The organism is Enterocloster bolteae (genome assembly GCF_002234575.2).
GTDB classification, from domain to species: domain Bacteria; phylum Bacillota; class Clostridia; order Lachnospirales; family Lachnospiraceae; genus Enterocloster; species Enterocloster bolteae.
The window spans coordinates 2,119,320-2,143,633 of record NZ_CP022464.2 but is presented as its reverse complement, the minus strand read 5'-3'; the positions used below and the strand labels follow the sequence as shown (position 1 = coordinate 2,143,633).

Below are 24,314 nucleotides of genomic sequence, written 5' to 3'. Positions count from 1 at the left end.
ATTTCCGGCTGCTCATGTTTTCTGATTGCAGTAATCATAGCACAAAACAAAAGGAAGGGATAATTTGTAAATTTTATGGGCAGCTATAGTTTAAAACTATATCTTACTTCCGGTCATAGGCCTGGATGTACACAAAATTATCATTCCTTCGTTCCATTCTGTATTCCGGATCCAATATGGCGTCAATGAACTCCCTGCCTCCTGATTCCACTGCCACCACCTTCATCCCCAGCTCCCGCTCCACATCCCGGACCGTCAGATCATCTAAAAATACCTGCTCACCCACCCGCAGCATATTGGAGGGAATCTGCAGTACTTCTCCCAAATCCTCCCCCGCTGCCTGCCGTTCCTTTAACTGTCCTATCAGGTCCTGTCCCGTTATAAGGCCGGATACCGTAATGGTCTCCCCAAAGAAATCATTCCTTATAGCGTACACATGAACCGTGAGATGGGGAAACGCATCCATCAGCTTTCCTGCGAAGCCGCAGATGGTGGGATACGTCAGCTTTCCCGTTGCAATGGTCAGGGTCCTTGAAACGGTTCCGGCCAGCTCTTCATACTCCTTTTTGCTGATCACATCCTCCAGGGCCTCGTTAAATTCATTGATGAACATACGCATCATACCCACGCCGTTCTCCAGCTGGATATAGCCGTCGTAACGCTCTTCCTCAGGGAAATCCCTGCCTGCAATAATGTACCACTCATCACTGGCATGAATGAAATGAAGGCCGTATTGCTCATAAAACTCCTGCTGGCGGCTTTCCACCATGTCGATGACAGCGCCTGCCTCTTCCTTGGTATATAACTCAATGGGAAACAATCCCTCCCTGAATTTTGTAATTCCGGCAGGCACCACGGAAACGCTTCTCAGGAAAGGCAGGTATCGGGATAAATCCCGGATGGTCCTCTCTAACTCTGCTCCGTCATTTACGTTCTTGCAGCAGACCACCTGGCCGTTCATCTCCACATGGCCGTCATAGAGCATCTGCAGATACTTAAGCTTATCTCCCGCAAAACGGTTGTTGAGCATCTTACAGCGCAGCTGCGGGTTGGTAGTCTGCACCGATATGTTGATGGGGGCCAGCTGCATACGGATGATTCTCTCTATGTCCCTCTCCTTCATATTGGTCAGAGTAATGTAATTTCCCTGCAGGAAAGAAAGCCTGGAATCGTCGTCCTTAAAATACAGGGTCTCCCGCATTCCCGGCGGCATCTGGTCAATAAAGCAGAATATGCATTTGTTGCTGCACGAACGGTAATCGCTCATCAGGCCGTTTTCAAACTCCACACCCAGGTCATCGTCATACTCCTTGTCGATTTCCAGCAGCCACTCTTCCCCGTCCGGTTTTCTTATGACCACCTCAATGTACTCATCCTTAATCAGATACCGATAGTCAAATACATCCTCAATCACTTCATGATTGATTGAAAGCAGTATATCGCCCGGTTCTATTTCCATCTCCTGCGCAATAGAGCCGGGATATACCTCTTTTATCACATGTTCATTCTTTTTTGTCTTCAATCTATTTTCCTCAATATTATAGTTTTTTCCATAATCCCTGTTTTTATGCTTTTGCTTCCCGGTAACACGTCCACACGCAGCCTCCGGTAAACGCTGCCGCAAACAAGACCGCGGATGCCATGGAGGGCCAGCTGACACTGCCGCCAAACGAAATTTCCCGTATAAGCCGGGTGGTATGGGTCAGCGGCATCATATTCACCACCCACTTAAGCGCTTCCGGTATGCCGTCCAGGGAAAAGAAGGTGCCGCACAGAAACGACATGGGCGTTATGACAATATTAGTAAAATTGTTCATGTCGTAATGGCTCTCCATCATCATGGCTGCCAGAAAGCCAAGGGCGGAAAAGATCAGCGAATTCAGGATAACCGCGGTCAAAAGCCACCCGTTCATGGCCAGCCTGGCCCCCGACACGATTCCCAACAGTACGATAAACACACCGGAATACATACCGCGGAGGGCTCCCGCAAGGATATGGCCCATAGCCAGCAGATGCATCCTGGTGGGTGAATACAGATAACACTCAAAGCTCTTTTCATGGAGGCGCATGACGCTGATGCGGGTGGAAACCGATGTGTAGCTGTTGCGCATGGTGGTCATGGCTAAGAGGCCCGGTATCAGGTAGTAGAGATAGGGCCTTCCATCCATCTCCATCACTCTTCCCAGGCCCATCCCAAAGGTAATAAAATACAAAAGCGGCGATACCATCTGTGAAAATGTAACTCTCCAGAACCTCCGTTTGAGGAACAGCCATTCCCGCCACAAAATCGTGGTTATTTCCATCCTCCCACCCCCTTGCTGGTGTAATGGAAAAATACGTCCTCCAGCGTGGAAGGAAGCACGCTGCACAGCGCGTCAATTCCGGCTGCCCTGGACTTTGCAGCAGGCAGGTCCTTAAAGAACTCAGCCTTTATCCTGTCCCCATCTTCGTACTCCACCTTAAATTGCCCGATTTCATCAATCAGTCCGGCGGGCGTGTCCTCCTTAAATATCTTCCCTCCGTCAATCAGCATCACATAATCGCACAGGTGCTGGGCCTCTTCGATATAATGTGTGGTCAGAAGTATGGTTTTCCCCTCCTTGTGCTGTATGTGCAGGAAATCCCATATATCCCGGCGGGCATTGGGGTCGATGCCTACCGTTGGTTCATCCAGAAATAGATATTTTGGATTGTGAATCAGGGACTTTGCAATCATCAACTTGCGCTTCATTCCTCCTGACAGGTTCTGGGCCGCCCTTTTTCGGACGCTGTCCAGTCCGAGAAAGGCCAGAAGGCGGTCCGTGGACACAGCAATATCCGCCTTTCCCATCCGGTAAAGGCGGCCTGCAAACTCCATATTTTCTTCCACCGTCAATTCCTTGTCCAGATTGACATGCTGGCTGGTTACGCCGATGGCCTGCTTGACAGCCACGGCATTCCGGTCCATCACCTGTCCGTCAAAGGCCACGGTGCCTGTATCCGGCGCCAGAAGTCCGGTCATTATCCGCATCAGCGTTGTCTTTCCAGCCCCATTTGGTCCCAGCAGGCCCAAAAACATCCCGTCGGGAATCTCCATGGAGACACCCTTCACTGCTTCCACATCACCGAACTGTTTATGCAGGTCATTACATAGAATCATTACTGCCTCCCCTGCTTCTTAATGATGACCGTGGAAAGATACGGTATATCATACCGCTCCAGCTCCTCAAAGTCAGTCACCAGACGCTCCTCCCCTGTGCCTGTCTTGGTAATCAGCACAAACCTGTCCTCCAGATGGTTCTCCTTAAGAGCCTTCAGCAGGGCCTGCGGGTCAGTGGACGGTTTCATCAGGACCACATTGTCATGTTCCCTGAGCACCCTCCCCAAATCCTCACTGCTGTTTTTACGCACAGGGGCTACCACCAGGTCCTCATTCCAGGCCACCAGGGGTATTTTCATGGAGTCAGCCACAGCGCAGAAGGAAGTGACGCCGGGCACTACCTCCACCTCCACGCCCGCTTCCTCTATGTAGGGAAGGGTATACATAAATGTGCTGTAAACCGCCGGATCCCCCAGCGTAATAAAGGCGCCGGTACGGTCCCCATTTAAATACTGCGCGATACAACCCGCGTTCTGCTTCCACATTTCGCGCAGCTGCGTGCCGTGATAATGCATCGGATAAACTAAATTTACGATTTCCGCCTTTGTGTCCTCCAAAAGTCCCTGTATAATATCAAAGGCAAAGCTGCCTGCCCCGGCCTCCTTTTCAGGACAAAAAATCACATCCGCCGCATTGAGAATGCGGTGCGCTTTTAAAGTAAGCAGTTCCGGGTCTCCCGGTCCTACGCCGATTCCATAGAGTTTTCCCATTTTTCAATCCTCTTTCTTTTCTCATACCTGGTGTTTTGTCCGAAACACTAAATATGGTACCATATATGGAGGCAAAGGGCAATTAATACCTCTGTTTTTCATTCTAGCACAGGATACTCTGCCTTTTCAAGATATGCATTTGAAAGTTTCCCTTCTTGTATACAAATACACCAGAATCAGGGTGACGCCCAGGCACATCAGCTCTGATACAGCAGGCGCCCACCAGATGCCTTCTCCTCCCCCCACGCCAATACAGACTGCCAATGAGGCCGCTATGATAACCATACCTCTGCCCAAAGAGATAATCAGAGACTCCTTCGGCCGCTCAATGGCTGTAAAATACCCTGCCCCTGTAATATTAAATCCCACCACCAGAAACGACAGGCTGAATATCCTGAATACAGACGCAGAATACTGTCTGAGCCCTTCCAGCTTTTCAGAGATGAAAATACCCACCAGCCAGTCAGCACCTGCCATGGAAGAGATAAAGGCTATTCCCGCCACGCCCACGGACGCTGTCAGCGAGTACTTCAAAAGCCTGCTGCATACATCCCGCTCCTGTCTGCCGTAATGAAAGCTGATTAAAGGCTGGATGCCCTGCGCGATTCCCGCCATGGACATGACCACGATGGTATTCACATATGCGATGATTGTGTAGCTCACCACTCCCTGTTCACCAATATACCGCAGAATGGCATGGTTGAACATAAATACTGTGAAGCCTGCTGACAGCTCCGTAAAACCGGAGGACAGGCCAATCTTCACCACCCGGATAAACTGTCCCAAGTCCCAAACCGGCCTGGCGAAGCGAATGGTTGCCTTTGGCCCCAGGAAATGTTTCAGATACAGGAATACCGGAACCATCTGGGAAAGTCCCGTGGCTGCCCCGGCTCCCCCAATGCCCCAGCGAAATACCATGACAAACAGATAATCCAGCACACAGTTTACCAGGGCGCCCGAAGCCACAGCCGCAGCCGCAAACCGGGGAAATCCGTCTGTCTTTACCAATGTCTCAAATGTATATGATATGATGAACCACCATGTAAAGGGCAGCAGGGATAAAATATAATGCTTTACATACTCCTGCGTGCTCTGTGTGGCTCCCAGAAAGCTTACAATAGGGTCCAGGCACAGCCACACCATGAGCATGATAAACAGGGATAAGACTCCTGTCACCACCATGTTCTGAGTGTTGGCCTGATTAGCCTCCCGCTGCCTGCCCTGCCCCAGGAAAATGGCTACCACGGTGGACGTACCCACGGCAAACAATATGGAAACAGAAAACAGGAAGTTTACAAAGGGAGAGGCAATATTCACAGCCGACAGGGCCACCTCAGACACGCCCCTGGCCACAAACATTCCATCCACCATGGTATATAACGCAAAGATCCACTGGGCCACCACGGAAGGCCATACAAACCTCCAGAACTTTTTCTTCAGTGACATTCCCTCTAAATTCATGATACAACTCCTTTATAATGACTTTGCTGCTCTGCTTGCATTCCCATCATAAACCTTGGTATAATACCAAGGTAAACAGTAAATATTGCCATATTTGGGAGAAGATTCATGTCAACATTCTATAAAATCGGGGAGATTGCCTCCCTTTATAACATAAGCACGGATATACTGCGCTACTATGAGGAGCTGGGCATACTGGTCCCCCGCCGGGCGCCTAACGGATACCGCATTTACCGCACCGAGGACCTGTGGTGTCTGAATGTTATCCGCGATTTGCGGGAACTGGGATTTTCCATGGAGCAGATAAAGGCATATATTGAGAACCGAAGCATTGATTCCTCCCTGGAACTGTTCCAGAAGGAGATGGATGTGATTGACCGGCACATTGAACGGCTTAAATCCCTCCGGGACAATATCATCACCCGCAGGGAAACCATTTCCCAGGCACGGGGACTCCCTCTCGGGACCATCACATTAAAAGAAATGCCGCCCCGTGCCTGCCACCGGATCATGCAGAGCTACGAGACGGACGAAGAAATGGATATTCTCATTAAACAGCTGGTCTCCTTTGGACCGGACAGGCAGTATATCATAGGCAACAACCAGATGGGCTCCTTTATCAGCCTGTCTGATGCCATGGACGGACGATGCCAGCAGTATGACGCGGTGTTCATCCTTCACCCTGACGGCGAGCACTGCATCGGGAAGGGTACCTATCTGTCGGTCTGCTACAGCGGCAACTTCCGCCAGACCAGGACCTATGTTCCCCGGCTCCTGGACTATGCCAGGGAACATTCCATGAATATCCGGGGACCCTTGCTGGAGCTTTTGTGGATAGACGTCCATACCACAAAACATGTGGAGGAACAGGTGACGGAGCTGCAGTTAAAGGTGGATTAGATTATACCAGCAAGTCAGCCCCCTGCTTATCCCTTCCCAGCTCAGCCAGTTTCCTGTTCTTATCGTTTAAAGTACCAAATTCCTTCAGACAGCAGATAACCTGACCGCAGGACGCCAAAACCTCTGCAGCGCGGTCATATGTCTCTTCCCGAATCGGTTCAAAAGGCATTTCCGATATCACCTGGGAGGCCAGCGCCCTGGCAATGGGGTAATCCACATCATTTTCGTGGAGAATGCCTGCCGCAAATGGGATTCCCATGCGCTGCAGTCTCCTGTAAACCGGAATCCCGCTTCCGTTTCCGCCTATGACAAATACCTGAGGCTTACCCTTCACCGGTTCCATCTCCAGGCAGCCAAATTCCGCATAATAGCTGCCTTTGGTGATTCCGTACAGCCCGGTAATATAGGAGGAGGTGAAAATCTCTTCCGGAGTTCCGCACCGCTCAATGTATTCCCCCTTTACGCAGACAATATAATCTGATAATTTCTGCGCTAAATCCAACTCATGAAGGGACATGAGCACCGCTACCTTCTTCCTGCGTACCAGGTCCTTTAAAATGGTCAGAAGCTCCAGCTTATGCCGGATATCCAGGAAGGAGGTGGGCTCGTCCAGGACAATGACACTGGGGTCCTGACAGATGGCCCGGGCCAGAAGAATGCGCTGCTTCTGCCCGTCGCTTATCTGCGAAAAATCCCGGGAAGCCAGATCCCATGCATGGACCAGCTCCATGGCCTCCCTGACCTTTCCTCTGTCCTCTGCCGTCAGTATGCCCATCCTTCCGGTATATGGGTAGCGGCCTGTGCCTACCACATCCTCACAGTTCATAAGCTCCGGGTGAATCCGCTCTGTCATCAGAATGGACATCCTCTTTGCAATCTCCCTCTCCCCCATCCCCTTCATGGGCATGCCATCCAGGTAAACGGTCCCTTCCAGCAGTCCCAGCCGCCGTATTACGCTTCGCAGAATGGTGGATTTACCAGCCCCGTTTGGCCCGATGAGCGTCACGATTTCTCCCGCCCTAACATGAATTCCGATTTGCCGTATCAGAGGCGTTTTGCCGTATCCGACGGTCATATTTTCTGTCCATATGTAATCTTCTGCCATGAAATCCGCCTCTCCATTTCGCTTGCATTTCTCCTGCTCTTTCCCTGCATCTTTCCTGCATTTCACCCGCAGTTCTCCTGCATCTTACCTGCATTTCTCCTGCATTTCACCCGCAGTTCTCCTGCATCTTTCCTGCATCTTTCCTGCATCTTTCCTTCATTTCACTGCATACCCTTCCGGTTATGCACCATCATGTAAATGACCACAGGCGCGCCGAATACAGCTGTCACGGAGCTGATGCTGAGTTCCGTGGGCGCAAAGACGGTTCTGGCCGCCAAATCGCAGAACAGACAAAACACTGCGCCGCCCAGGAAGCAGCCCGGAATCATGAGTATGGGCTTTGCCGTTTTAAACAGGCTCTTCACCAGATGCGGAACCGCAATTCCCACAAAGGATATAGGGCCTGCGAATGCAGTCACACAGGCAGAAAGAATACTGGACAGAAGAATCAGGGCCACCCTGAACCGCAGTATGTTCACCCCCATGTTCTGGGCATACACTTCCCCCATCTGGTAAGCTCCAATCGGCTTTGCCATGAGAAAAACAAGAATCAGCGACAGGAAAACCACTGCCGTCATGACACTTACATTCTCCCAGGAGGTGCCTGAAAAGCTGCCCATGGACCAGTTGTGGAGATTGACAATGTTGGCATCTTCTGCAAATGTCACCACAAAATCAGTTATGGCGGAACAGATATAGCTAATCATCACCCCGCAGATAACAAGCATGGACATCTTCTTCACCTTACCGGAAATCATCAGGACAAATCCCATGGAAATCATGGAGCCTGCAAAGGCAGCCAGAATCATCCCCGCCGATCCGATGGAGATTCCCCTTCCCAGCAAAACTATCATCACAAGGGAAACCACCAGCTTTGCGCCGGATGAAATCCCCAGCACAAAAGGGCCTGCTATGGGATTTGCAAAAAACGTCTGGAGCAGAAAACCCGATACGGACAGCGCGCCGCCCAGTATCACGGCCGAGAGAATCCGGGGGAGGCGTATGTCCCATACAATGCGGTATGAAGCGGCCTCCCCTGTCCTTCTGAACAGAATTTCACCTATTTCCTCCACTGACAGGTGCACACTGCCGGAATTGATGTTCCAGATAAATAAAAAGCACATCATGACCGCCAGAAGGGCAAATGAAATACTGTTTTTTATATAAGTACCTTTTATCATTCAGACTACTCCTTATTTAACGCAGCCGGTGCATATACCTGAGGCCTTCCGGCTCCTCCTCCGTCAGTATACGGTGGATATCCAAAATCATATCCCCCAGGCCCATGGTCTCCTGAAACAGGCTTTTCTCCGTACACCACACATTTCCCTCCTTCACAGCCTTAAAATCAGCCAGGAGGCTGCTTTTCTCCAAAAGCTGGCTCAGATTGTCCAGCTCACCGTCTATGGTGCTGTTATATATAATATAATCCGCATCCCTGGCGGAGGCATAAAAGCTTTCCATCTGCATATTCATGGTGGACAGCGCGTTTTCATTTTCCGTAAGTCCCTGGGGCACATAGGTTCCTCCGGCCAGGTCTATCATTTCAGCCACATAATCCCCCGACTTCCTGACATTTACATAGCCGTTGGAACTGATATAGAAAAATGATACTGTTTTTCCGGTACTCTCCTGAGCCATGACAGGTTCCAGCTGCTTCACCTGTCCGGCAAAACAGCTGTTTGCCTGTTCCTCCCGGTCCAGCAGCACCCCATATAATTTAAGCCATTCCATCCTTCCAAGAGGATGGCGCTCGTAGCTGGAGCGTTCCACCAGAACCGGTATCCCCAGTCTCTCCAGCTGCTCCTTTACTTCCGGGGAATGGTAAATCATCGTGGATTCTACCGCCAGGTCACAGGACCCGGACAAAATCCGCTCATAGTCCGGCGCGTTGTATTTGCCCGCATAGAGCATCCTGCCATCTTCCATGGCTGACCTTGCCTCTTCTATGTACCAGCCGGAAGCATCTGTCCCTGACAGTGTAATCCGGTCTGTTCCATCCAGGCTGCAAAACAGGTCCATGGCCGAGGTCGCCGCCAGATAAATATTCTCCAGAGGCTGCTTTATGACCGCCACGTCACCCGGAAGGCCGGAAGGCTGTAATTTTCCTTCCGGCACCACCAGATAACGGCCGCTGTCCTTAATCGTTATCATTGCGTAACCGCCATCGTAATAGTCCACTGAAAACTGGTCCGCATAGAGAAGCTCCATACTGCCGGTTCTCTTTATGCCGCTCCAGCCTTCCGGAACCGGGGCAGGGGAGGAACCCAGGGACCGGTTATTCGCGACAGCCGGATCTGCCCCGGTCCGCCCTGCCGAGGAACAGCCTGTACACACTGCTGTCATAAGGATTCCGGCGGCGGCAATTGCCATTAATTTCTTTATCCGTCTCATCATTCAGCCTTTTTAATTGTGGTTGAATCAAACACAAGGGTATATTCCACCTCATGAGGTTCGCTCATGGCAATGGTATCCGCTATGACCGGCATCTTCCGGTCAAATACACGGACCGGAATCTCAAACGAAGAATTACCCCCGGTACTTATCAGATCCAGCCTCTCCCCGTCAACCTTCATATAATCATAGTTGGAACTGCCCCATGTAATAACCGCAAATGCATTGCCATCCTCAACCCTAAGCGCCGCCGGCGTCTCCACAGACGCCCGGCCTGAACCGCCCTCCAGCCTGACTGCCACCGTATACGAACCATCTTCCAGCTTAAGGCTCTTTGCCGTAGCCGCCTCACCGTCGGCAAAGGCCTCTGCCGGAAGGGAGCCGGAACAAAATACCAGCACACGGTCATACCATGTTTCCTTTTTCCTGCTGAAGGCGCTGCAGTTAATTTCCTTGTCCAGCGCTTCCACCGGTACCTTGAAGGTGTGCTTTCCATCTGCATTCTCCACAAATGGAATAAAATCCGCCTCAGAAGCCTGCTCCGCCTCAGCCCCGGTTCCCATATACAGTTTCAGATAACCGGTCCCGCTCATGGTCATAACCGCGCTCATAGCGCCATCCTGCACCGTAAGTTCACACTCCGTAATCCGGAACATGCCGGAGCTGGAGTCCACCCTGACCTCATAGCCCCCATCCTTCAGCGCATCCGCCGAAACCGGCTCCATTCCGTCTTTCACCGCATCCCCGAGGCTGCCTGACTCCTGGTTTTGGGTGTTTTTTGCCGGGGCATCATCATATGCCCCTTCGGCCAGTTCCTCCTGGGCCAGTTCCGCTTCGGACAGTTCCACTACAGAAGATTTTGCGGCGGCACTGGTATCAGCAACAGCCGGCGTCTTTCCTCCGCAGCCCGAAAGGTTCCCTGCACACAGCCCTATGGCGGCCAGGAGGGCACAGAGCTTCATTTTCATGTATTTTACTTCCAATATTCCCACCTCTAAAAGGGCGATCAGCAAATTGCCCCGACCGCCCGTTTATTCTTATGATTTATTTTGTCAGACTGTCAACCGCTGCCTGAGCATGTTCTACAAAGAGCTGCTGGATTGCTTCCAGCTGGCCGAGTCCGTTGACAAGGCATGTCACTTCATAGCCCGCATCCTCAAACGCAGTCTTCCAGGAACCTTCTTCGTCTCCTGCCATATCATTGTTGGCATGGTCGCCTGCCACGATCATCAGCGGCTCCAAAACCACCTTCTTATAGCTTCCTTCCTCCACCGCTGCCAGGACATCATCCAGGCTTGGCGCTGCTTCAACGGTACCCACATAGTAATTCTTATAACCTGCCTCTGTAAGCATATCCTGCATTTTTGCATATACCTGGTTGGACTCTGCCTCTGTGCCGTGTCCCATAAAACAGATGGCTGTCTCACCGTCATCATACTGTGCAGTTGCCTCTGTGACAGCCTTCATGACTGCCCTGAAATCATCCTCTGTGGTGAGAAGCGGCTTTCCGATTGCCACTTTGTCAAATGCGTCAGAATACTCCGCCGCCTCATTGACCAAATCCGTATACTCAAGTCCGTTCATCAGATGGGTGGGCTGAATTACAAGATTCCTGACACCGTTCTTCTCCGCGCGGTCAAGGGCCTCTCCTACATTGTCAATGGCAACATTATCCCTGGATTTTACGTGATCAATAATAATCTGGCTGGTGAATCCTCTCCTGACTGCGAAATCAGGAAATGCCTTCTCAACAGCGTCCTCAATGGCACCAATGGTCAGACGTCTGCTGTCATTGTAGCTGGTGCCAAAGCTGACTACCAGAAGCTCATTTTCACCGATTCCATCCTGATTTCTGGCATTATCCTTTGAAGCATCGCCAGTATCGTAATTCTCCTCGTCAGCCTCCGCTGCCGCCTCTGCTGCCTCTGCTGTTGTCTCTGGTACTTCTGTTTTTGCCCCTGTGGTCTGCTCCGCAGTTGTCACTGCCTCAGAATCTTTGGCGGCATCTGCCGCCGTCTCCTTCTGCCCGCCGGAGCAGCCGGCTGCGGTCACTGTTGTCAGGGCTGCTGCCGCAAAAAATACTGCCAGTTTTTTCATCTTCATCTTCTCTTTCCTCCTTGTTTTATGACACCGTATCGGTTAAACCAAGGTAGAGGAATATGCAGCCTGTATCTGACAAATCCCAAACGGCAGTCCACACGCGCATAAGCGTATTCCGCAAGCGTCCTGGGGATATACGTTTTTCTGCAGATATGTAATACGCAGCGTACCCGTGCCCCGAGGGAATCACCCTCCGTCAGGACACAGTTTCCCTGCGTAAAAATCCGTTACCGTCTGAGTCAGAAATCCGCGGCCGAAACACCGTAAATCGGTACAACCAATTACTCGTGATTTGGAAAATTATTCCTGTACCAACAACTGGCAGGTTTCCTGACTCGTATATCAACACCCATGGCTGCCTTCCCAATTCTAACTGAATCAGTGACTGTCCTTGACATAAACCATGGGCTCCTTACTTACAGTGACGAGATCGTACAGGATTTCCACCTGTTTCCCTATTACCCGCTGTCTGACAAAGACAGACAGCGGCACCAGCTGTTCTTAACTCGATATGCTTTATCCTACCACTTAATGTAAAAAAAAGCAATAAAATCAATCATTATCCGGAAGCAGCTTTACTGTCACCATGATGTGTTTCAGGAACTCCCCTTCCTCCAGCCTGATATCCTCCATATGGGTCTGGGGAGGAAACTCAAAGGTTTTCTCCTCAATCTCCAGATAGAGCCAGTTGTAGGCTGCTTCCCTGGCATGCTCCACAGCATCCTCCAGGTCCGGTCCGTCTGCCTCGCAGCACTGCAGATCCGGAAATGTTACATGATAGCCTTTATCGTTTTTATGAGGCGTAAATACCGCCGGGTACGTAAATGTCATTTTCTTCTTCCTCCAGTATTCATAATAAAGCATACTTATTATATACTGAATTTTGATTCTGTACAATCTCAGACTGGTTTTGGACAGCTGTAATTTTTTGGAGTGGTTTTGGGGAATGGTTTTCACACTTTATATGTCTCGATCCTTCGATATAAAGCTATCCCGGGCACTTCCCATACCTTCTATGATATCGTGAACAGATACACCCGGATTCCGGTAGCGGACCCTCTTCTGTGTTGCATGTTTCCACTGGATGGCCTGTTGTGGGCAGCAGTTGATGCACGCTACACAGTGTTCGCAGCGGTGCTGAAATTCCGGTTTTTCATTTTTCAGTACAATATTCCGGCTGGGGCAGATCCTCTGGCAAATACCGCAGCGGACACAAGTATCATCCACATGAAATCCTGTGTCTCTGTTCAGTTTATAATCCGTATAAAGCTTATAAAATATTCTGTCCCAGACATGGAACCCAAATGGTCCGTTGCGCCTGGCTGCAATCACTTCTGCCGAAGCCCTTTCAGCCATCTCATCAGCTTCCCTGAGTTTTCTGTCCGCCGAACGTGTCTTGGGATTATACTCCTCTATAAAATTCGCTACAGACGGAATCGTTATTCCATAATCCAGATGAAGCCCCTTTTTCTTAAGAAGTGCGTCCAAATGCCCCAATACACCTCCGGCAAGCCCTCCGCAGGTTGCGGCTGCAAACACATATGGGTTATCTGCCTCAACTTTCATTTCATCCACAAACTCTGCCACGGTTCTGGGAACGCCCCAGAAATATGTGGGAAAAACCAGGCCGATTTGCCGGCTGCTGCATTTTGTCCCCTTATATCTTGACATAGGAAGCAGCAGCCCATCCATCCTTTCCGCCATGATGTTCGCAATACGCAGACTATTGCCGGTTGCTGAAAAATAATATATCACGGATTCCATATCTTTTTCCCCTCCTGTTGGTTATACGCTGATTATAGACATGATGCATCAAAAAGAAAAGTACCCAAAATTTTTGTGGTACATTGTTTAACGATACTGTTGGTGTTATAATCACTCTGCATACTCAACAATATTCCTGATACAGCAGCCGGAATATTGATAAAAGCCAATACTATAAGCACGCAGCAGGGGGAGTCACCGTGAAAACAGAAAAATCAGTTCCGGAACGATGTGAAATCATACAGAAGGTTCAGAGAGTCCTTGGGGGGAAGTGGAAAATTGAAATCCTGTACTATATTGGTTTCCAGGATATACACAGATTTGGAGCGCTGCGCCGCCATATAGGCGGCATATCAGAATCATCCCTGATTAATCAGCTCCGTTCCCTTGAAGAAGACGGCTTTATCAGCCGTCATGACTATAAAGAGCTTCCTCCCAGGGTGGAATATTCCCTGACAGACCTGGGACAGAGCTTCATGCCCATAATGGAACACGTAAAGGATTGGGGGGAGACTCACCTTTTCCCCTTATCCTCATCCAGATAGTCTCTCTATCCGCATTTTGAACAGATGCAGTCCCTACGCTCTCTTCCTGCTGGTCATGGTCCGGTCAGAAAAGTACAGGTAAAATAGTTGGTAAAATACAGAATAAAAGTCATTCCTGTTCATATCTTATTCATACCTTGATGATATATTTGATTTATAAAGCGTAATGCTTTTCATACAACTTTTCTCATACAAAATGAGCCGGCAGGAAGCTGCCGGCCCATTTGTGTTACCAAACCTGCTTTCTCACCCGCCACCACCCCGTCATCGTCCCCAGCCAAATCCCATAACAGGGCTTTTCAGTAACATTTCTTTACCTTCAAAGTGCCGTCCCCTTCTCAGGTATAAACAGGCCTTCCATGTCCACCCCTTCATGCTTCAGCAGCCATATCTTTTTATCAATGCCCCCGGCATATCCGGTCAGACTGCCGGCCGCGCCCACCACCCTGTGGCACGGTATGATGATGGAAATAGGATTGTGGCCCACTGCTCCGCCCACTGCCTGGGCTGACATGGTTTCCCGGTTCATCTTCTCCGCTATTTTCTTTGCAATATCGCCATACGTAGTGAGCTGTCCATAGGAGATCTGACAGAGGATTTCCCATACACCCTGCCGGAATTCTCCTCCCAGGGGAGCCAGCAAAAGCTCTGAGGACTCAGGCCTCTTTCCCGCAAAATAGCGGTCCAGCCAGTCCTTTGTATCTTTAAAAATCCCAAGTTCCGGGGCCTCCGTCATCTCTTCTTTAACAGTACCGGCAAAATATTTCTGTCCTTCCAGCCACAGCCCAACCAGTCTTTCGCCGTCAGCAGCCAGTTTAATCCTGCCCACCGGCGATATATAATCTGTTGTATAATACATACTATTTCCCTCCCCAATCTTTTGATTGCACAGCGAATCTGGATACGCTCCTCCCTGTTCTGCTCTGTGCAGGAACACGCCTTTACCCCAGCAGCTCCCTCACCATATCCCCGTCAAACACCACCGCAGCCACATTGTCCACTTCTATCTGGTAAAGGGCATTGGCGGCCATATGCTCCGCGGCCTGTTCCAGATCCCGGATGCCTGTGGTGTCCGCGTATTTTTCAATGACCGCGTCAAGCGCATCCTCTGTCACCACACACTCATTTTCATGCAGCCCCATGCGCTTTAAAACCTTTGGCATGGCGTACTTTGAAAATATAATTTTCTTCTCCTCCGGCGTATAATCCGGAATATCAATCACCGCAAAACGCGACATGAGAGGCGCGCTGATTTGGCTCTTATCGTTGGCAGTGGCAATGGGATACACGCCGCCGGTGGGTATCATACACTCTATGTAATTGTCCGTAAATCCCAGATTGTCCAGGAGGGTCAGCAGCACATCGGCGGGATTGCCGTTTCCTTTTCCCGATGACGCCTTGTCCAGTTCGTTGATGATAAAGACAAGATTGGATTCTCCTGCCATAGAGAACGCTTCCATGATAATTCCGGGTTTGGCATTGGAATAAATGCGGGAACTGCCGGTGAGCTGTTCCGAATCATTGATGGAGCTCATATCCAGGGTTGTCCACGGAAGCTTTAATATCCTGGCTACCGCATAGGCAATCTGTGACTTTCCGGTACCTGCCGGGCCAACCAGCAGCATGCCGTATGCAGGAAGCGTATGGGTGCGGTTAATCTGTATGATGGTCTCTATGATTCTCTGTTTGACCCGTTCCATGCCGTACAGTTCCTCATCCAGAATCCTGCGGGCCTCCACAGGATCAATGGATTCAAAATAGTGATTCTTCCACTGAATGTTCATCATGATGGAAAGGGCGCGCTGGGCATGGCGCCTCTCCTCCGGAGTCACTTCATGGGAGCGGGCCACCGCCAGGTTCCTGCGGGCCCAAATCCGTATATTGTCCGGCAGCGTCCTGCCGGCGCAGTTCATGAAATCAGTAAGGCTCTGAATACTGGTCAGCTTCATGTCGTCACCGTTTTCCTCCTGGTCCTCCTCTGCCAGTTCTTGCTCCGGCGCGCTGCCTGCCAGCAGCCGTTCAATCATAAACTGTAGAAAACCGTCCTCGGCAGACAGCTTGGTCCCTCCTCCAAAGGCCACCTCCCGAATCTTATAGACCGCGTATCCGTCTCCGCGGTTCTGACCGGACAATCGGACACTGATATGGTTTTCCCCCAGCCAGCGCAGCAGGCTGGTGAAGCGGGCGTCAACCTGCAGGATATCCGCGCTGACAGTCCCGTCCTCCTCCTTGAACTCGAAAGCGGTCCGCTTGGCCTGGTTGGTGAAAACGCCGCAGGAATGGTGTCTCCAGGCCCGGCTGCTGTTATCCAGAACAAGCATGGGCTTCTCCGGAGAAGCCGCCGGCTCATTGGAGTAATATACCGTGTAAGTGCACTGTGGCTCTTCTTCCTTTTTTGGTGTGTCGCTGAAATCAAATACTGGCATAAAAATCCTCCCTGATATTGAAAGAGAGAGTCATAACACCTCTGTGCCATATACTCTCTCTTTGTGGCTGAATTCGTGTATATCCACTGGAAAAGCACGTTTTTTCTAGCCTTATTATATGTAAATCCGTTTTTTATGTCAATAGATGATTGCGGCGTTTTCCCAGAGATTTTCTCCGCGAAGCTTTTTCGGATGTGTCTCCACCGCTGTCCGGCATTTCCTCCTGTACGGCAACCCTGCAAGCCAGACGCTGCGCCATGGCAACGGATGTCAGCGTCACATAAATCTCCAATGCGCTGCTGATGATTCCGGCCACCGCCAAAAGGATTACGGACACCCCCACAATGGCTCCCCATCCATACAGAAAAGGCCTGTATGCTCCTGGCTCTGTCTGATACCTGGTCCGGATTATCCAAAACAGGTACAAAAGCACCAGCACTGCGGATAAAAATGCAAATACGATATGCAGTACAGATTTGAGGGGCAATTCCTCCGGAAGGTAGGGCGTCGTAATGGCGCAGAACAACAGTACCAGTGCAGCCGGTATCAATCTGGCGCAGATTGGGTGCAGCGCTGCACGGGATTTTATATTCCGGTGTATCATATAAAAATAACTTCCCACCAGAACTCCCCACAGGAAAAACGACTTTTTCCTGTCAAAAAAATTGCCGATAACAGAAAAATTGGTGGTAAACCAATTATATCCTCTTGTAAATAAAACCGTGTATACGGGAATTAAAAAGTAAGCCCAGAATTTCATTCTTTGTCCAGTCCGTTTCTTTTGTTTTCTACAAGTATAGCAGACTGGGCAACATTTATATTTAAAAAACTCTGACTTCTTTCTAAACAAATGATAAATATTTTACGGCCACCCTGGAAACAACGTAAACAGAATTACTGCCACTGCTGTACAGATAGCCGGCGTCACCACCGAAAGGCAGAAAATCGGAATGTAAGCACTCTTATGGGATTCACCACACAACCCGATGGATGTATTAACCGAACCGCTGTGGGGAAGCGAATCCAGGGAGGAGGATGCTATGGCCATGACTCTTGCAATGGCGGCATAGGATACCCCCTGCATGGCCCCGAATATATCATAGAATATAGGTGTGATGATCCCAAGTCCGCCTGACGCGGAACCGCAGAATCCTGCAAGCAGCGCTGTCCCGACAGAAACGCCTACCAGGTAATTGCCAGGGATATGTATGACTGCATCTACAAGCAATTCAAAGGCCGGGGTGGACTTAATGACTGTTCCGAATCCGACAATGGTACATATATTGAATATCGCCACCGCTGCCTTGGGTACACTCTGGAATACAGCCTCTGTTAGTTCTGCCCTGTCAAACCTCCGGTACATCAGTATGATGGTTGTGGCTATACCCATGAGCAAGGCATATTCAATGGGGATTATATTTTCCCCCGCCTTATTTTTCAGGTTTATTGCTATTACAGTCACCAGCATAGGTATAAAGGATATAAGAGGACTGGGAAGGCTCCCGCTCTTCTCATCTTTGTCATCATCCCTGGACGTGAATACCTCCCCGGCCTTTTTTGCATTTTTTATCATCACTGAAAGCCAGAAGCTTCCTATCAGCAGCATTAAAATACTTGAAATAAAGCCAACAACTGTCCCGGCCATCAAATCCACCCCAAAACCCTGGGTTGGAATAATGTTCTGCACCTGCGGCGCCCCTGGCGCAATCATGGCAAATGTACAGGAGCCAAAATATAATGCTGCGGGCATTAACCGGCGCGGTATGTTATTTTCCCTGAAAATTGCCAGCGCAATGGGAAACGTGGCAAAAATCGAAATAATGGCCGTGACGCCTCCGTAGCAGATAATACCTGTGGCTAAGGGTATGGCCAGATATGCCATGCTCTTAAATTTTCCAGTTACCCATTTGGCAATGGAAGTGGCTGCTCCGGACAATTCCATTGTTGTTCCCAATAAGGTTCCGCAGAAAAACACCAGGTAATAGGAACGGTAATAATCGGCAAAGCCAGTCATATAATTTTCAGTGAGCGTCTTATATATGTTCATATTACCGGACACAATCGCTATCAGGGATGCAATCATTACTGTTATGAACAGGTTGACTCCCCGCATCATCAAGAATATAAGTGTACAAAATGCTATTACTATCCCCACAAGACTTATATATGTTTCCATTTTCCCCTCCGCCATTAATTCATATTAAAAAATGCCTTTACTTCGTCCGGACTTGCAATCTCCCTGTCAACTTCGCGGGCCATATCAGCCGCACGCTTAATTAATTCTGCGTTTTTCGGAGCGCCCAGTTCCTTATAGTGATAATCCCCAATACCAATTGCCAGGCCCCCGCCATTTTTCAGTACATGCGGAGCCACATTCAGAAGATTCCCTCCCAGACAGTTTGCACTCCAGTAACATGGTTCATCAGGAAGCACGCTTCGCATAGCATCCACGCCGCTGACCGTACAGGGATGTCCTGTTATGTACTTGCCCTCTGTCAGATGAAACAGGAAATATCCCGGCTTTGTGATAAGGCCCATATCAATCAGCTTTCTTCCTCTTCTCACAAATCCCACATCCCAGCAGGTCATTTTTACCTTTATTTTATAATTAAGCATCTCCCTGGCGCAAAACTCCAGCGTACTGGTTGAATTCGTATAGATGGAATCAGACTCCGTGAAGCAGCCCTTTTCTTCGTCATATTGGTCCAGGTTCACGCTTCCTGTATCCAGAGGAATGATATCCGGCTTCGTGGATTCCTTCTTTGCCAGTTCGGATATGATTTTGATACGCGAGCTGTCCTTATCATTGCTGTTAAAGCCAAGTGTTGGCAATAGTAAAATGTCTGTCTTCTCCCGCACCTTTTCTATGATTTCAGCATACACTTCCGCGTGATTATTAGGCTCCCCGGCAGCTGTCCTTGCGTGAAAATGCATGATGGATGCACCAGCCTCCCTTACACGCTGTGCTTCGTCCACAAGTTCCTGTACGGTCCACGGCACGTTAGGATTCATGTCCCTCATTGCATATTCGTTTACACGGGCTTCTATAATAACCTTTTTCATATGGATTTTACCTTCACCTTTCTTTTTTATCGAACCTGAAACCGGATGCCCTATACCCTCCCGTTTCCTTCCCGACATCCGGCCGACTCAGACAATAACCGACTCACAACAGCCATTCCTATCTCCCTGCCGCCGCAGAATCCACCTTTCACCACAACCGGCAATCCGGTATAGTTTCCCACGATACGGCCCACATCAACCTGGGGAACTATATGATCAATGGCTTCTATGTAGGAAACATGAAGCCTGCGGCACACGCTCTCCATGGTATCCCCTCCGGTCAGCAGAAGTCCTGCCACCTGCTCCCGGCCCGCCAGCTCCATCACTCTCCCCGTAATCTCTGCAAGTCCTTCATTAATGAGTCTTGAACAGGTACCGGAATCATATCCGCGCCTAAGGTCCTCATCATTCAGATCCACCACGCAGTCCTGCAGGGCTGTCCCTATGATAATGGACTGAGGCCTTGGTTTCTGCCGGAACAGATTTACTGCAATTCCAACAGCCCGGTTCACTTCTTCCTCGAATTGTACCTGTCCGCTTATCAGCATGTACGCAGATACGTGGACAGGTACATTGGCCTCACTGCTGCACAAATACTTCATCTGTGCTTTAGTCAGCGGATTTGCGCTGCCCACCACAAATAATGCCACCTTTTCCTCCGGCCCCGTACTGCCCTCTGCCCCCGTTGAAACCTCCTCCTTTATCATCCCCCTGCGGTAATTCAGTTTCATGGTAAACGCACCCGGGTCCACAGCCAGTACATTCCACCCCAATTCCACACAGGTCTGCGCGATCAGGTCTATATGCTCCAAAGTGACGGCATCCATTACCAGTATCTGCCCTCCTCGCTCCCGGGCATCTATCATGGCACATTTAAGAGTTCCCTTACCTCTGTCCACATTTTCTATGGAAATCAACTCGACTTTTCGTCTGCTCTGTCCCTGAATCAGTCTTGGAATAAATGCATCCTTTACCGGGGTTTTTACATCCTGGGCAATGGGAGTTTCCGTCAGCACGGTCCCGTCAATGATTGATATACCGTTTAAGCAGATTCTCCTGGATTGCGGCATTGCAGGCACCATCACCGCAACCATATCTCCGCCAAGAGTATCCAGCATGGCGTCTATTTCATTTCCAATTCTGCCGCGCAGCGTTGTATCTATTTTTTTAGAGAAACAGGTAACACCTGTGGACTTTAGGGCCTTCGTTGCCTTGCACACCTCTCTGTATGCATCCTCAGGCTTCAAATGCCTGCTGTTGCTGCTTACAAAAACCGCATCCAGACATCTTGCCTCCTCAGAATCCTCCAGCGCCTCAGCGTCTAAAAACAAACCGGTCCTTGCCTGTGACCTTGCAATCAGCGCGCCTGCACTTGCTGCGCCCGTAAAGTCGTCGGTAACAGCTCCTATCATCATATATTCCCCCTGCTTCAGCTATTTTGCATCATGATTTTCCATGTTTTCATCCTGCTTTGCATCATGAAGGGCTTTTGCATATTTGACAGTGGAGTCGATGGCTGCCGTCATGCTGACATTGGTGGCAATCCCCTTCCCTGCAATATCAAATGCAGTTCCATGGTCCACGGAGCAGCGTAAAAACGGAAGTCCCAGTGTAACTGAAACTGTCCTCTCCAAATCCAGCGTCTTACATGGCATATGGCCCTGGTCATGATACATTGCCAGTATAGCATCAAATTCCCCATTTTTTCCCCTGGAAAATAATGTATCCGGCGGAACCGGTCCGATTGCATTGATTCCCCGTTTCCTGGCTTCCTCAATGGCAGGAATGATTTCCTTCATCTCTTCATCACCGAACAGCCCACCTTCCCCGCTGTGGGGATTAATGCCCGCCACCGCAATGTACGGGGTTTCCATCCCAAGGCGCTTTAACTCTTTATCAATGCGGCATATATCGTTCAGCACATGTTCCTTGGTGGCATACCGGATGGCATTCATCAGTGATATATGTCTGCTGAGATGGAATACCCTCATCTTAAAGCAGTCAAACATGGTCAGAACATACGGAGCTTTTGTGCCGTCCATATAAATCTCGGTATGACCAGCCTGTTTTACCCCCACCATCTTAATAGCCACCTTGTTAATGGGAGCCGTGGTCACCGCATCAATCTCTCCCTCCAACCCTAATTCAATAGATGTGCGAATGGAATCCATTGCTATCTGTCCGGCGGCCGCCTGCTCCTTCCCCCACACCAGCTTCGAGATATCATAGTGTCCTGTTTCAAGGACATCTATGGAGCCAAACCGGAAGCAGGCGTCAGACACGGATTCAATCCTGTTAAATTCCAGACTGCATTGGGGAAGGACTGCCTTTGCTCTTTCGAGTACATTCACGCAGCCAATGACAAGGGGCCTGCATTCATCATAAATATGTTTCTCTCCCAAAGCCTTCAGGATAATCTCTGGCCCAATTCCCGCCGGGTCTCCGATTGTAATTCCTACAATCGGTTTGTATTTCTCTTTCATGAGTCTCTCCTTTTGATTGATATTTTTTATTTCTATATTCTTTCGATATTTACATATATAATTATCAATCGAAAATAATAAAATGTCAATTGTTATTTTTATAAGAATATGTACACAATTCTTTGTGCATTTCTTATAGTCCGTATTTATGCCGGATAATAAAAAAGCCAAATAAAAGAGCCTTCATGCACAAAGCACAAAAGCTCCCACTTAAAAAATTTTATATTTTCACAAACCTCTGATTTTAACACCCCATCAGATAAGATCCAGCTCAATGCCGAGATTCCTGGCAGTCTGAACATATTCTTTTTTTATTTCTGTATCAGTAATCACCCTGTCTACCTCAGACATAGGACACACCGTAAAGAGATTTCTGCTGCCAAACTTTGAACTGTCGGCAATAACATAAACCTCGTCCGCCACCCGTATCATTTCACGCTTCACATCCATCTGAGGGGTTCCCATGGAAGTCAGACCCGTTTTGAGATTGATTCCATTGACCCCCACAAAGGCCTTGTCAACATGAAACTGCCCCATGGCTCCTACTGTTATGTTATCCAGAGCAGCCGGAGGATTACCAATGACATGGCCTCCCACAATAAAAAGGTCCACATGCCTGGCTGAAGTCAGCTCAGCTCCGGACAGAACAGAATTCGTCACCACTGCCAGATGTTTCTCTGCATGTTCCTTTATATATTTGGCCAGATAATATCCCGTAGTGGAATCGTCAATGATGATTGAGTCCCCGCCTTCAATATACTCGTAGGCTCTTTTGGCAATTCTGTATTTTTTGTCACTGTTTAGGAAATATTCTCCGGGAATGAATTCCACCGAGAGTCCGTTTTCCTTGCGGACCGCTCCCCCGTATGTTTTCTTAAGAACCCCCTGCTGGTCCAGCTTTCTTATGTCATTCCTTATGGTCACCTCGGAACACCCCAGACGCCCGCTTATTTCCGCAACCCTGACAATTCCGTTGGTCTGCACTTCATCTATGATAATCTCTAAACGTTCGCTTGCTTTCATATGCAATATCCTCTTTCTATCGTTTAAATATATCTACTGATTTATTATATTACATACAAAATAAGATTACAATTGAAAGAACTGAATTAACGAAATTCCATCATGGACAATTCCGCCCCGGCAAAAAACAGAAGCCGAAAATCAAAGGGTCAAAGGGTGGTTTCCCTCCACTTGACTATATTCTTAAACACCACTTCCCCGTCTGTTTTCTTGCCGTCCAGGATGTCGGCCAGCTCTTCCATGGCCCTGACCCCTTCCTGATAAGCGGGCGTGATGATGGCGGAAATGGTTGGGGTCGTCATTCTGGTCCATCCCTCCGCGTCAAAGCCGATAAGGCCCAGTGTGTCAGGAAACAGCCTCATATAATCCGGGTATCTGCGGATCGCCTGGTACACCACCTGCAAAAGTCCCGGACTGGCAACATAAATCAGCGTCTTTTTTTCCAGGTCAATCTGGTCCTTCAGCATTTCATACACCTGATCGGACTTCACGCCCTCCTGAAGATACTGGGTGGCGCCCTCCTTCCAGGCGTCCTGAATGGCGTCCTTATATCCCTGGGTATTCTCAAAACCCGCGCTGATATTGGAGTCGCCGTCGGAAATCATGAGAAAGTTCTCATATCCCTTCTTGATGCATTCCGAAATCACCTGGTACACGCAGTCATAATTGTTGCTTTTTACATACCGCCCCTTGAAATCATAGGGCTTGGCATCCAGGTATACGACGGGCTTTTTCTTTTTTTCCAGGTCTGAGGCCAGCATGCCGAAGCGGTAGGTGGACTGGACTATAAAACCGTCAACCCCCAGCCGGAGCATGCGTTCCACATAATCCTTCTCATGCTGGAAAGCGAGACCGCTGTTTCCGACCACAATCTGGTACTCCAGGGCACTGGCCGCCTCCTCAATTCCTTTGAGAGCCCTGGCGCAGTATCCCTCCGACGTATCCGCCAGAATGACCCCCGCCACGCCGCTGCTCTTGGCCTTCATGGCCCTGGCTGCAGCACTTGGCTCATATCCGGTCTCATCAATGATATGCTGTATTCTCTGTTTGGTCTCCTCAGACATCTTATTAATCTTGCCGTTGAGATAGAAGGACACCGTTGTCTTTGAAACACCCGCCCGTTCAGCAATCTCATTAATTGTCAACTTCTTCATTCTGACCTCCACCCGCCTCATCCTGCATCGCTCTTATAAATATACCA

At 49.4% G+C, this 24,314-nt stretch carries 23 protein-coding genes and 1 riboswitch; of the genes, 2 read left to right on the top strand and 21 right to left on the bottom strand.

Annotated features, from left to right (window positions below):
• Positions 1-103 precede the first annotated feature (103 nt).
• The 5 genes from CGC65_RS10070 to CGC65_RS10050 all read right to left on the bottom strand — a co-directional run bounded on the left by CGC65_RS10070 (position 104) and on the right by CGC65_RS10050 (position 5,310).
• The gene (locus CGC65_RS10070; protein ID WP_002569516.1) at positions 104-1,522 is read right to left on the bottom strand and encodes a DUF512 domain-containing protein; all 1,419 of its coding nucleotides are present in this window, start codon (positions 1,520-1,522) and stop codon (positions 104-106) included.
• 43 nt (positions 1,523-1,565) lie between these two features.
• Positions 1,566-2,303, bottom strand: a complete 738-nt coding sequence (locus CGC65_RS10065) for an ABC transporter permease (RefSeq protein WP_002569517.1) — start codon at positions 2,301-2,303, stop codon at positions 1,566-1,568.
• Entirely contained in the window at positions 2,294-3,139 is an 846-nt protein-coding gene (locus CGC65_RS10060; RefSeq protein ID WP_002569518.1) for an ABC transporter ATP-binding protein, read from the bottom strand. Before CGC65_RS10060 ends, CGC65_RS10065 begins: the two co-directional genes overlap by 10 nt.
• Positions 3,139-3,849, bottom strand: a complete 711-nt coding sequence (gene cobI, locus CGC65_RS10055; RefSeq protein WP_002569519.1) for a precorrin-2 C(20)-methyltransferase — start codon at positions 3,847-3,849, stop codon at positions 3,139-3,141. Before cobI ends, CGC65_RS10060 begins: the two co-directional genes overlap by 1 nt.
• A 126-nt stretch (positions 3,850-3,975) precedes the next feature.
• Positions 3,976-5,310, bottom strand: coding sequence for an MATE family efflux transporter (locus tag CGC65_RS10050; protein WP_002569520.1), 1,335 nt, complete (start codon positions 5,308-5,310; stop codon positions 3,976-3,978).
• A gap of 108 nt (positions 5,311-5,418) precedes the next feature.
• On the opposite strand from CGC65_RS10050, the gene CGC65_RS10045 reads away from it, so the two are divergent.
• Positions 5,419-6,210, top strand: a complete 792-nt coding sequence (locus CGC65_RS10045) for a MerR family transcriptional regulator (RefSeq protein ID WP_002569521.1) — start codon at positions 5,419-5,421, stop codon at positions 6,208-6,210.
• Position 6,211: 1 nt separating this feature from the next.
• Here CGC65_RS10045 and CGC65_RS10040 read toward each other — a convergent pair whose 3' ends face one another.
• The 7 genes from CGC65_RS10040 to CGC65_RS10010 form a co-directional block, all read right to left on the bottom strand.
• Positions 6,212-7,315 (bottom strand): ABC transporter ATP-binding protein, encoded by a 1,104-nt coding sequence (locus tag CGC65_RS10040; protein ID WP_038282721.1) that lies wholly within the window; start codon positions 7,313-7,315, stop codon positions 6,212-6,214.
• Between the two features lie 161 nt (positions 7,316-7,476).
• Positions 7,477-8,496, bottom strand: a complete 1,020-nt coding sequence (locus tag CGC65_RS10035; protein WP_002569523.1) for a FecCD family ABC transporter permease — start codon at positions 8,494-8,496, stop codon at positions 7,477-7,479.
• Positions 8,497-8,512: 16 nt separating this feature from the next.
• Entirely contained in the window at positions 8,513-9,712 is a 1,200-nt protein-coding gene (locus tag CGC65_RS10030) for an ABC transporter substrate-binding protein (RefSeq protein ID WP_002569524.1), read from the bottom strand.
• The gene (locus tag CGC65_RS10025) at positions 9,709-10,722 is read right to left on the bottom strand and encodes a hypothetical protein (protein ID WP_002569525.1); all 1,014 of its coding nucleotides are present in this window, start codon (positions 10,720-10,722) and stop codon (positions 9,709-9,711) included. Before CGC65_RS10025 ends, CGC65_RS10030 begins: the two co-directional genes overlap by 4 nt.
• A 31-nt stretch (positions 10,723-10,753) precedes the next feature.
• Complete coding sequence (locus CGC65_RS10020) at positions 10,754-11,812, bottom strand: sirohydrochlorin cobaltochelatase (protein ID WP_007037681.1); 1,059 nt, start codon at positions 11,810-11,812, stop codon at positions 10,754-10,756.
• A 300-nt stretch (positions 11,813-12,112) separates the two neighbouring features.
• A riboswitch (cobalamin riboswitch) is annotated at positions 12,113-12,320 on the bottom strand.
• 41 nt (positions 12,321-12,361) lie between these two features.
• Positions 12,362-12,640: a type II toxin-antitoxin system HicB family antitoxin gene (locus tag CGC65_RS10015; RefSeq protein ID WP_002569527.1), complete on the bottom strand. Its 279-nt coding sequence runs from the start codon at positions 12,638-12,640 to the stop codon at positions 12,362-12,364.
• Positions 12,641-12,769: 129 nt separating this feature from the next.
• Complete coding sequence (locus CGC65_RS10010) at positions 12,770-13,573, bottom strand: EFR1 family ferrodoxin (RefSeq protein ID WP_002569528.1); 804 nt, start codon at positions 13,571-13,573, stop codon at positions 12,770-12,772.
• A gap of 200 nt (positions 13,574-13,773) precedes the next feature.
• On the opposite strand from CGC65_RS10010, the gene CGC65_RS10005 reads away from it, so the two are divergent.
• A complete protein-coding gene (locus CGC65_RS10005) occupies positions 13,774-14,118 on the top strand; it encodes a winged helix-turn-helix transcriptional regulator (protein ID WP_002569529.1) in 345 nt (114 codons plus the stop codon).
• A 319-nt stretch (positions 14,119-14,437) separates the two neighbouring features.
• Here the strand turns inward: CGC65_RS10005 and CGC65_RS10000 are convergent, their stop codons facing one another.
• The 9 genes from CGC65_RS10000 to CGC65_RS09960 all read right to left on the bottom strand — a co-directional run bounded on the left by CGC65_RS10000 (position 14,438) and on the right by CGC65_RS09960 (position 24,267).
• Positions 14,438-14,977 (bottom strand): methylated-DNA--[protein]-cysteine S-methyltransferase, encoded by a 540-nt coding sequence (locus CGC65_RS10000; RefSeq protein WP_002569530.1) that lies wholly within the window; start codon positions 14,975-14,977, stop codon positions 14,438-14,440.
• Between the two features lie 82 nt (positions 14,978-15,059).
• Complete coding sequence (locus tag CGC65_RS09995; RefSeq protein ID WP_002569531.1) at positions 15,060-16,544, bottom strand: AAA family ATPase; 1,485 nt, start codon at positions 16,542-16,544, stop codon at positions 15,060-15,062.
• Between the two features lie 133 nt (positions 16,545-16,677).
• Positions 16,678-17,304: a hypothetical protein gene (locus tag CGC65_RS09990; RefSeq protein WP_002569532.1), complete on the bottom strand. Its 627-nt coding sequence runs from the start codon at positions 17,302-17,304 to the stop codon at positions 16,678-16,680.
• Positions 17,305-17,406: 102 nt separating this feature from the next.
• Positions 17,407-18,720, bottom strand: coding sequence for a GntP family permease (locus tag CGC65_RS09985; protein ID WP_002569533.1), 1,314 nt, complete (start codon positions 18,718-18,720; stop codon positions 17,407-17,409).
• Positions 18,721-18,734: 14 nt separating this feature from the next.
• Entirely contained in the window at positions 18,735-19,607 is an 873-nt protein-coding gene (locus CGC65_RS09980; protein WP_002569534.1) for a beta-keto acid cleavage family enzyme, read from the bottom strand.
• Between the two features lie 50 nt (positions 19,608-19,657).
• Entirely contained in the window at positions 19,658-21,022 is a 1,365-nt protein-coding gene (locus CGC65_RS09975; RefSeq protein WP_002569535.1) for a four-carbon acid sugar kinase family protein, read from the bottom strand.
• A gap of 18 nt (positions 21,023-21,040) precedes the next feature.
• On the bottom strand, positions 21,041-22,090 hold the full coding sequence (gene pdxA / locus CGC65_RS09970; RefSeq protein WP_002569536.1) for a 4-hydroxythreonine-4-phosphate dehydrogenase PdxA: 1,050 nt from the start codon (positions 22,088-22,090) through the stop codon (positions 21,041-21,043).
• A 255-nt stretch (positions 22,091-22,345) separates the two neighbouring features.
• Positions 22,346-23,113 (bottom strand): DeoR/GlpR family DNA-binding transcription regulator, encoded by a 768-nt coding sequence (locus CGC65_RS09965; protein ID WP_002569537.1) that lies wholly within the window; start codon positions 23,111-23,113, stop codon positions 22,346-22,348.
• A gap of 149 nt (positions 23,114-23,262) precedes the next feature.
• On the bottom strand, positions 23,263-24,267 hold the full coding sequence (locus tag CGC65_RS09960; protein ID WP_002569538.1) for a LacI family DNA-binding transcriptional regulator: 1,005 nt from the start codon (positions 24,265-24,267) through the stop codon (positions 23,263-23,265).
• Positions 24,268-24,314 lie beyond the last annotated feature (47 nt).

Excerpts from the sequence above, each read along its gene's own strand:
- CGC65_RS10040 (WP_038282721.1), bottom strand. The coding sequence starts at position 7,315 with ATGGCAGAAGATTACATATGGACAGAAAATATGACCGTCGGATACGGC.
- CGC65_RS09965 (WP_002569537.1), bottom strand. The coding sequence starts at position 23,113 with ATGAAAGCAAGCGAACGTTTAGAGATTATCATAGATGAAGTGCAGACC.
- CGC65_RS09960 (WP_002569538.1), bottom strand. The coding sequence starts at position 24,267 with ATGAAGAAGTTGACAATTAATGAGATTGCTGAACGGGCGGGTGTTTCA.
- CGC65_RS10000 (WP_002569530.1), bottom strand. The coding sequence starts at position 14,977 with ATGTATTATACAACAGATTATATATCGCCGGTGGGCAGGATTAAACTG.
- CGC65_RS10020 (WP_007037681.1), bottom strand. The coding sequence starts at position 11,812 with ATGAAGATGAAAAAACTGGCAGTATTTTTTGCGGCAGCAGCCCTGACA.
- pdxA (WP_002569536.1), bottom strand. The coding sequence starts at position 22,090 with ATGAAAGAGAAATACAAACCGATTGTAGGAATTACAATCGGAGACCCG.
- CGC65_RS09975 (WP_002569535.1), bottom strand. The coding sequence starts at position 21,022 with ATGATGATAGGAGCTGTTACCGACGACTTTACGGGCGCAGCAAGTGCA.
- CGC65_RS10065 (WP_002569517.1), bottom strand. The coding sequence starts at position 2,303 with ATGGAAATAACCACGATTTTGTGGCGGGAATGGCTGTTCCTCAAACGG.
- CGC65_RS10045 (WP_002569521.1), top strand. The coding sequence starts at position 5,419 with ATGTCAACATTCTATAAAATCGGGGAGATTGCCTCCCTTTATAACATA.
- CGC65_RS09985 (WP_002569533.1), bottom strand. The coding sequence starts at position 18,720 with ATGGAAACATATATAAGTCTTGTGGGGATAGTAATAGCATTTTGTACA.
- CGC65_RS10015 (WP_002569527.1), bottom strand. The coding sequence starts at position 12,640 with ATGACATTTACGTACCCGGCGGTATTTACGCCTCATAAAAACGATAAA.
- CGC65_RS09980 (WP_002569534.1), bottom strand. The coding sequence starts at position 19,607 with ATGAAAAAGGTTATTATAGAAGCCCGTGTAAACGAATATGCAATGAGG.
- CGC65_RS10035 (WP_002569523.1), bottom strand. The coding sequence starts at position 8,496 with ATGATAAAAGGTACTTATATAAAAAACAGTATTTCATTTGCCCTTCTG.
- cobI (WP_002569519.1), bottom strand. The coding sequence starts at position 3,849 with ATGGGAAAACTCTATGGAATCGGCGTAGGACCGGGAGACCCGGAACTG.
- CGC65_RS10030 (WP_002569524.1), bottom strand. The coding sequence starts at position 9,712 with ATGATGAGACGGATAAAGAAATTAATGGCAATTGCCGCCGCCGGAATC.
- CGC65_RS09990 (WP_002569532.1), bottom strand. The coding sequence starts at position 17,304 with ATGAAATTCTGGGCTTACTTTTTAATTCCCGTATACACGGTTTTATTT.
- CGC65_RS09995 (WP_002569531.1), bottom strand. The coding sequence starts at position 16,544 with ATGCCAGTATTTGATTTCAGCGACACACCAAAAAAGGAAGAAGAGCCA.
- CGC65_RS10050 (WP_002569520.1), bottom strand. The coding sequence starts at position 5,310 with ATGAATTTAGAGGGAATGTCACTGAAGAAAAAGTTCTGGAGGTTTGTA.
- CGC65_RS10010 (WP_002569528.1), bottom strand. The coding sequence starts at position 13,573 with ATGGAATCCGTGATATATTATTTTTCAGCAACCGGCAATAGTCTGCGT.
- CGC65_RS10060 (WP_002569518.1), bottom strand. The coding sequence starts at position 3,139 with ATGATTCTATGTAATGACCTGCATAAACAGTTCGGTGATGTGGAAGCA.